8 protein-coding genes are annotated in these 6934 nt (G+C 72.7%); all 8 read left to right on the forward strand.

The window, feature by feature from the left end; translation table 11 throughout:
* Positions 1-113 precede the first annotated feature (113 nt).
* Positions 114-1196: a succinyl-diaminopimelate desuccinylase gene (dapE, locus tag N798_RS06305; RefSeq protein WP_035947095.1), complete on the forward strand. Its 1083-nt coding sequence runs from the start codon at positions 114-116 to the stop codon at positions 1194-1196.
* A gap of 78 nt (positions 1197-1274) precedes the next feature.
* The gene (locus N798_RS06310; protein WP_052116982.1) at positions 1275-2009 is read left to right on the forward strand and encodes an LOG family protein; all 735 of its coding nucleotides are present in this window, start codon (positions 1275-1277) and stop codon (positions 2007-2009) included.
* A 48-nt stretch (positions 2010-2057) separates the two neighbouring features.
* On the forward strand, positions 2058-2387 hold the full coding sequence (locus N798_RS06315; protein ID WP_052116973.1) for a hypothetical protein: 330 nt from the start codon (positions 2058-2060) through the stop codon (positions 2385-2387).
* On the forward strand, positions 2368-2805 hold the full coding sequence (locus N798_RS06320; RefSeq protein WP_035947098.1) for an SRPBCC family protein: 438 nt from the start codon (positions 2368-2370) through the stop codon (positions 2803-2805). Before N798_RS06315 ends, N798_RS06320 begins: the two co-directional genes overlap by 20 nt.
* On the forward strand, positions 2802-4901 hold the full coding sequence (locus N798_RS06325; RefSeq protein ID WP_052116974.1) for a hypothetical protein: 2100 nt from the start codon (positions 2802-2804) through the stop codon (positions 4899-4901). The genes N798_RS06320 and N798_RS06325 overlap by 4 nt, the downstream gene beginning before the upstream one ends.
* The gene (locus N798_RS06330) at positions 4898-6199 is read left to right on the forward strand and encodes a hypothetical protein (protein ID WP_035947100.1); all 1302 of its coding nucleotides are present in this window, start codon (positions 4898-4900) and stop codon (positions 6197-6199) included. Before N798_RS06325 ends, N798_RS06330 begins: the two co-directional genes overlap by 4 nt.
* Positions 6200-6327: 128 nt before the next feature.
* On the forward strand, positions 6328-6504 hold the full coding sequence (locus N798_RS17740; protein ID WP_082569572.1) for a DUF3117 domain-containing protein: 177 nt from the start codon (positions 6328-6330) through the stop codon (positions 6502-6504).
* Between the two features lie 75 nt (positions 6505-6579).
* Positions 6580-6934, forward strand: a 355-nt coding sequence (locus N798_RS06335) for a M17 family peptidase N-terminal domain-containing protein (protein WP_035947101.1), incomplete at its 3' end; no start/stop codon positions are given.

Here is a 6934-nt window from a genome sequence, read left to right on the forward strand (position 1 = left end):
GCCCCTCGGCCCGTGGCGGGCGAGTCCGCAGGTCGGGGCGGGGGAGAGTGCGGGTCGGAGCGGCTCGACCCACCCCGCGGGGCGCGAGCACGGCCGTGGATAGGGTCGTGCCCATGCCGCTGGACCTCACTGCCGACGTCGTCACCCTCACCGCTGCGCTCTGTGACATCGAGTCGGTGAGCAGGGCCGAGGCCGCCATCGCCGATGCGATCGAGGAGGCCCTCACCCCGCTGGGCCACCTGACCGTGACGCGCATCGGCAACACCGTCGTCGCGCGCACCGAGCAGGGACACGACGAGCGCGTGGTCCTCGCCGGCCACATCGACACGGTGCCGCTCACCGACCCGCCGAACCTGCCGACCCGCCGCCTGCCGGGAGGGGACGGCGAGGGGGAGGTGCTCTGGGGCCGGGGCACCGTCGACATGAAGGGTGGTGTCGCCGTCCAGCTGCGGCTCGCCGCGACGGTGCCCGCCCCCACCCGCGACGTCACCTTCGTCTTCTACGAGGGCGAGGAGATCGAGAGCGAGTTCAACGGCCTGCTCCACGTGGAGCAGCAGCGGCCCGACCTCATCGAGGACGCCGACTTCGCCGTCCTGCTCGAGCCGACGGGTGCGATCGTCGAGGGCGGGTGCAAGGGCACCCTGCGCATCGACATCACGACCAAGGGCGCCGCTGCGCACTCGGCCCGGCCGTGGAACGGGCACAACGCCATCCACGACGCGGCCGACGTCCTCAGCCGGCTCACGGCATACGAGCCGAGGACGGTGACCGTCGACGGACTGGAGTACCGCGAGGCGCTCAACGCCGTGAGCATCACCGGCGGCATCGCCGGCAACGTCATCCCCGACCGGTGCACCGTGTCGGTCAACTACCGCTACGCGCCCGACCTCACCGAGGAGGACGCCGTCGCGCACATGCACGAGGTCTTCGACGGGCTCACGTTCGCGGTGACCGACAACGCCGGTGGGGCGCGCCCGGGGCTCGACCTGCCGGCAGCCAGGGCCTTCGTCGACGCCCTCGGGGTCAACGTCATCGCCAAGCAGGGGTGGACGGACGTCGCGCGCTTCCAGGCGATGGGGGTGCCCGCCGTGAACTTCGGCCCCGGCGACCCCAACCTCGCGCACCACGACGAGGAACACTGCCCAGTCGACCAGCTCGTGGCGTCGGAGGCCGCGATGCTCAGGTGGCTCGCCTAGGTTGGTCCCGTGAGCGACGCGACCGACGCACAGGAGCCCTGGGACGCCACGCAGGACTACGTCAAGGGACCGGTCGTCATGCGACGGTCCAAGGTCCCGCACGAGACGACCGACCAGAGGCTGCTCGACAGCCGTGGCTCGGCCGACTGGGTCCACACGGACCCGTGGCGCGTCATGAGGATCCAGTCCGAGTTCGTCGAGGGGTTCGGCGCGCTCGCCGAGCTCGGGCCCGCGGTGAGCGTCTTCGGCTCGGCGCGCACCCAGCCGCACGACCCGGTCTACGCCCTCGGTGAGCGTCTCGGCGCCGGGCTCGTCGCCGCCGGCTACGCCGTCATCACGGGCGGTGGACCGGGTGCGATGGAGGCCGCCAACAAGGGGGCGTGCGAGGCCGGCGGCACCTCGGTCGGACTCGGCATCGAGCTGCCCTTCGAGACCGGTCTCAACGAGTACGTCGACCTCGGCGTGAACTTCCGCTACTTCTTCGCGCGCAAGACGATGTTCGTCAAGTACGCCCAAGGGTTCGTCGTGCTGCCCGGCGGCTTCGGAACCCTCGATGAGGTCTTCGAGGCGATCACGCTCGTGCAGACGCAGAAGGTGACGTCGTTCCCGATCGTCCTGCTGGGTTCGGGCTACTGGCAGGGCCTGATCGACTGGCTGCGCGGCTCGGCGCTCACCGCAGGCACCATCAACGCCGAGGACCTCGACCTCGTCTCGGTCACCGACGACGTCGACGAGGCCATCTCGGTCATCGTCGAGTCGGACCGCGCGCTGGCCCGTGACGAGCCCGAGGGCACAGGCACCCACGCCGAGTGAGCGGTGCGGGTCGCCCGCCGGCCCGCCCTCCCGCCTAGGATCGGCGACGTGGAATGGGTCGTTCTGGCACTGCTCGCCGCCGCCGTCGTCGCGGGGACGGTGCTCGTCGCCACGGGCAGGCTCGAGCCGGACCCCCTCAGCGAGCCGACGAGCACGCGCCCCCCGCTCGCGCTCCCGGACGAGCCGGGTAGCGAGGACGTCGACCGGCTCCGGCTCGGCACAGCGGTCTACGGCTACGCGGTCGACGACGTGGACGCGGCCCTCGAGGCGCGGCGCACCCGACTCGCAGAGCAGGAGCGCGAGTTCGCCGAGCGGGAGCGTGAGCTCGCCGAGCAGAAGCGCAAGGAGAGGGTCGGCCGTGTTCACCCTGACGCGTGAGAGCGACCTGCCCGCGGACGAGCTGTGGGCGCGCGTCGCGGCCCTCGCCGACCACGCGGACACCGTGCCGCTGACGACGACCCTCGCGGACCCCGGTGACCCCGCGCTGGGCTGGCGCTTCACCGTGCGCACCGCCCTCGGGCCGCTCCGCTTCGACGACCCGATGGTCGTCGAGGCCTGGCAAGCGCCGCGGCGTTGGCGGATCCGCAAGACGGGCACCCTCAAGGGGTGGGCCGAGGCGGTCGTGAGCCCGTATGCCGGTGGTTCCCGTCTCACGTGGACCGAGGAGCTCTGGTTCGACGGTGTCCCCGGGCTGCGGGCGGTGACGCGTCCGTTGGGCGACATCTTCGGCCGGGTGATCTTCGGGCGGGTCGTGGACCGGCTCGTCGCGAACCACGCCGTCGGCGGCGAGCCGTGATCTGGGCGCTGCTGCTGAGCCTTCCCGTCCTCGCCTGTGCGGCAGTGCTCGCCGCGCTGCTCGCCCGACGGGACGCGCCCGGCCGCGCGCCCGGCGGGGAGACCCTCCGCTTCCAGCTCGTCGGCTACCCGGCCCAGAGGGTGGACGAGGCCTTGGCGCGGCTCGACGCCCAGATCGCCGCCAACGACCTGCGGCTGCGGGGAGGGCCCGAGGAGGGCGCGCCGGCCGAGTCCGGCGACGAGACGGCATACGAGGCCGTGGCGGCGTCCGAGGAGACGGCGAGCCCCACGACGACTGTTGCGGACGCAGCGGGTGCGGCGGACCGCACCCGGCGCATCGACTGGGGGACGGCCGACCTCGTCGTCGTCGCTGCCTACGTCGGCACGGCACTGCACGTCCTTTCCAACCTCGTCGGCAAGGTCTCGACGGGCTACCTCTCGCAGGGTGTCCAGGACCACCAGGCGTTCGAGTGGTACTTCGGGGCGTCGGCCCACAACGTCGCGACCTTCTCGAACCCGCTCTTCAGCGACCGCCAGAACTTCCCCGACGGCGTCAACCTCATGGCCAACGCTGCCGTCACCGGTCTCGGGGTGCCCTTCGCGCCAATCACCCTGGTCCTCGGCGCGCACGTGACCTTCTTCGTCGTCGAGCTGCTCGGTCTCGCCGGCACCGCTGCCGCCTGGTACTGGTTCCTGCGCCGCCGCGGTCTCGTCCGTCCCGCCGCCGCCGTCGGCGGCTGGGTCACCGGCTTCGCCCCGGCGATGGTCTCGCACGCCAACGGCCACCCGAACTTCGTCTCGCTCTTCCTCCTCCCCGTCATCCTCGACCGGGTCCTGCGGCTCGCGGAGCGGGACCGCAGGGTTCGCGACGGTGTGGTCCTGGGCCTCCTCGTCACGTGGCAGATCTTCATCGGCGAGGAGCCGCTGCTCCTCATGGCCATCGGCGTGCTCGTCGTCGGGCTCGTCCTGCTCGCGCACCGACGTCTCGACGTCGCGCGCATGGCGCCGGGCGTGGCCATCGGGGCGGCCGTCTCGCTCGTCCTCGTGGCGGTCCCGCTGTGGTGGCAGTTCGCCGGACGGCAGAGCTACACCTCGATCTACCACCCGCCCGGCGGCAACGACCTCGCCGCGCTCTGGGGGCGGGCCACCCGCACCATCGGCACGGACCCGTGGGCCTCGGCGGCGCTGTCGATGAACCGCACCGAGGAGAACGCGTTCTTCGGCATCCCCCTGTGGCTCCTGGCCGGGGTCATCGTCGTCGTCCTCGCGCGGCGGCCAGTCGTGCAGGCACTCGGCGTCCTCGCCGTGGTCGCCTGCTGGCTCTCGCTGGGGGAGGAGGTGGTCCTGCGTGGCCAGCCGACCGGCATACCGGCCCTGTGGTCGCTCTTCGACGGGCTGCCCGTCCTCGAGAACGTCCTGCCCACCCGCTTCGCGATGATCGCCATCCCGGCGCTCGCGGGACTGCTCGCCATCGGGATCGACGCCGCCTTCCGGTCCTCGCTGCTGCGCGGGAGCGGCGCCGACGAGGGCGACGAGACCGCTCGCGACGGGACGCGCGCCCGGCGCGAGCAGGCTGTCGGGTGGGCCGCCGTCGCGGTCTCCGCGATGGCGCTCCTCCCGATCCTGCCGACGCCACTCGTCGTCGACCCGAGGCCGGCCGTACCCACGTTCTTCACCGGTGACGCCTGGCGTGACTGGAGCCACGGCGGGTCGATCCTCGCGGTGCCGCCGACCGACATCGTCGACGCGCGCGCCTTCGACTGGCAGCTCGCCGCCGACACGCTCGCGTTCCCGATCGTCGAGGGCTACTTCGTCGGTCCCAACGGGCAGCCGGACCGTGGCGGGCAGTACGGCGCGACGCGGCGGCCGTTCTCGCTGTGGCTCTACGACGTCAACGCCGCCAACACGCTGACCGTCGCCAACGACGCGCAGCGGCAGCAGTTCGAGGCTGACCTCGTCGCCTGGCGCACCGACACCGTGGTCCTGCCGATGCGTGAGCAGACCGCCGCCCTGCGCGACTCGCTCGTCACCGTCCTCGGCGAGCCGCAACAGGTCGAGGACGTCTACGTCTGGGACGTCCGGGGCCTGCGGTCGTGACCGCGACCGAGGAGCGTGCGGCCGGGAGCGCCCGGCCTTCGAGGTCCGTGCTCACCGTCGCCGGACGCCGCCACCTCGGCTCGCTCGCGCTGGCGCACCCGGTCCGTGCCGTGCTCCTCGTCTACGCCGCCTCCCGCGGCGTCGCACTGGGCGCGATGTGGGTGGCCGCGACGTGGTTCCAGAACCCTGCGGGCGTCGGCCACCTCGACCCGGGCGTCGGCGACCTCATCTCGCTGTGGGACGCCGAGTGGTACGAGAGCATCGCGACCGAGGGCTATCCCGTGCCCCTCCCCGCCGACCCCGACACCGGCAAGCTCACCTACAGCGCGTGGGCGTTCTATCCGCTGTTCCCCCTCCTCGTGAGGGGGCTCATGGCCCTCGGCCTGCCGTTCACGCCCGCCGCCGTCGGGCTCAACCTCGTCCTCGGCGGACTCGGCACCGTCCTCATCTGGGCCGTCCTCCGCCACGGGCTCCACGCCCAGCCGCAGCCGGGTCGTGAGCGGCTCGCGCTCGTCGCCGCCGCACTGTGGTGCTTCTACCCGGCGACCGGCGTCATGCTCAAGCCCTACACCGAGCCCCTTGCCGTCGTCCTCGTGGCCGCCTCGCTGCTCTACCTCATGAGACGCCGGTATGCCGTCGTCGCCCTCCTCGCGGTGCCGCTCGGGTTCACCCGCGGGGTCGCACCAGCCATCGGCTGCGCCGCCCTCGTCCACCTCCTCGTGCGCATTCGCGAGGAACGTGCCGCCGGGGTGAGCCCCCTGCGCGGGGCCCGGACGTCGGCCGCCGTCATGCTCGTCGTCACCGGTCTGTCCGGAATCGCGTGGCCCGTCGTGGCAGGTGTCGTCAGTGGCATCCCGACCGCGTTCTTCGACGTCCAGGAGGCGTGGGGCCAGAAGCCTGCGACGGGCCCGTTCATCCTCTGGCTCCAGTGGGCGTGGGACGGGCGCGGGCTCGCCGGCGTGGCCGTCCTCCTCGCGCTCGCGGGCACCTACGTCGCGCTCATCCTCGGGCGGCACGGTCGGTGGCTCCCGGTCGAGGCCCGGGCGTGGGCGGTGGCCTACCCGCTGTACCTCTTCGCCGTCGTGCGCCCGATCACGAGCATGTGGAGGTTCCTCCTGCTCGACTTCCCGATCGCCGCGCTCCTCGCGAGCGTCGCAATGCGGACCTCGACGGGGGAGCGGATCGTCACGCACTGGCGGCGCAGGGTGGCGGTGCTGCTCGTCCCGGTGGTGCTCGGACTCGTGTGGTGGACCTGCGTCCTGCTCACCTACAGCCCGTGGGGGTCGAGGCCGCCCTAGTCCGTGCGGGGACCCCGATTTCGTCACGCCTGCGCGAACGGGGATAATGGAGAAGAGACCGGTGTGCGAACACCGGGACGCGAACACGTGACGCACGACCGTGCGCTGCGCCAACGAAGGGAACACCCATGGCGGCAATGAAGCCCAGGACGGGCGACGGCCCTCTCGAGGTCACCAAGGAGGGTCGCGGCATCGTGCTCCGCATGCCCCTGGAGGGTGGTGGCCGGCTCGTCGTCGAGATGACCCCGGACGAGGTTCGTGCGCTGGGTCAGGCGATCGACGACTGCGAGGCGCTGAAGAAGTGACCGTCCGCTGTTGACGTGACGAGAGGGCCCCCACCGCCGTGGTGGGGGCCCTCTCGCCGTCGGTAGGGTCGCCCCGTGCCTGCCGAAGACCTCCTCGCCCCGTCCGTCGCCACCTGGTCCGCGAGCGACGGACCACTCGTCGACGTCCTCGCCGACCGCGACCCGGCCGACCTCGCGCTCGTCGTGGGGCTGCTGGCCGGCGACGAGCCGTGGGACAGGCGCACCCGCGAGGCGCTCGAGACCGCGGGCTTCGCACCCGCCGAGCTCCTCGAGACGCACGAGCCGTCGAGCGACACCGGCACCTCCACGACCATCCGTATGCCGCGCGGCGAGCAGGCCGCCCGCGTCCTCGTCCTCGTGGGGCTGGGTACGGGCGCGCCCGCCGACCTCCGCGCCGCCGGAGCCGCGGCAGGGCGCGCGGTCCGCGGCC

It is taken from the genome of Knoellia flava TL1 (genome assembly GCF_000768675.1).
In the GTDB taxonomy this organism is placed as follows: Bacteria; Actinomycetota; Actinomycetes; order Actinomycetales; family Dermatophilaceae; genus Knoellia; species Knoellia flava.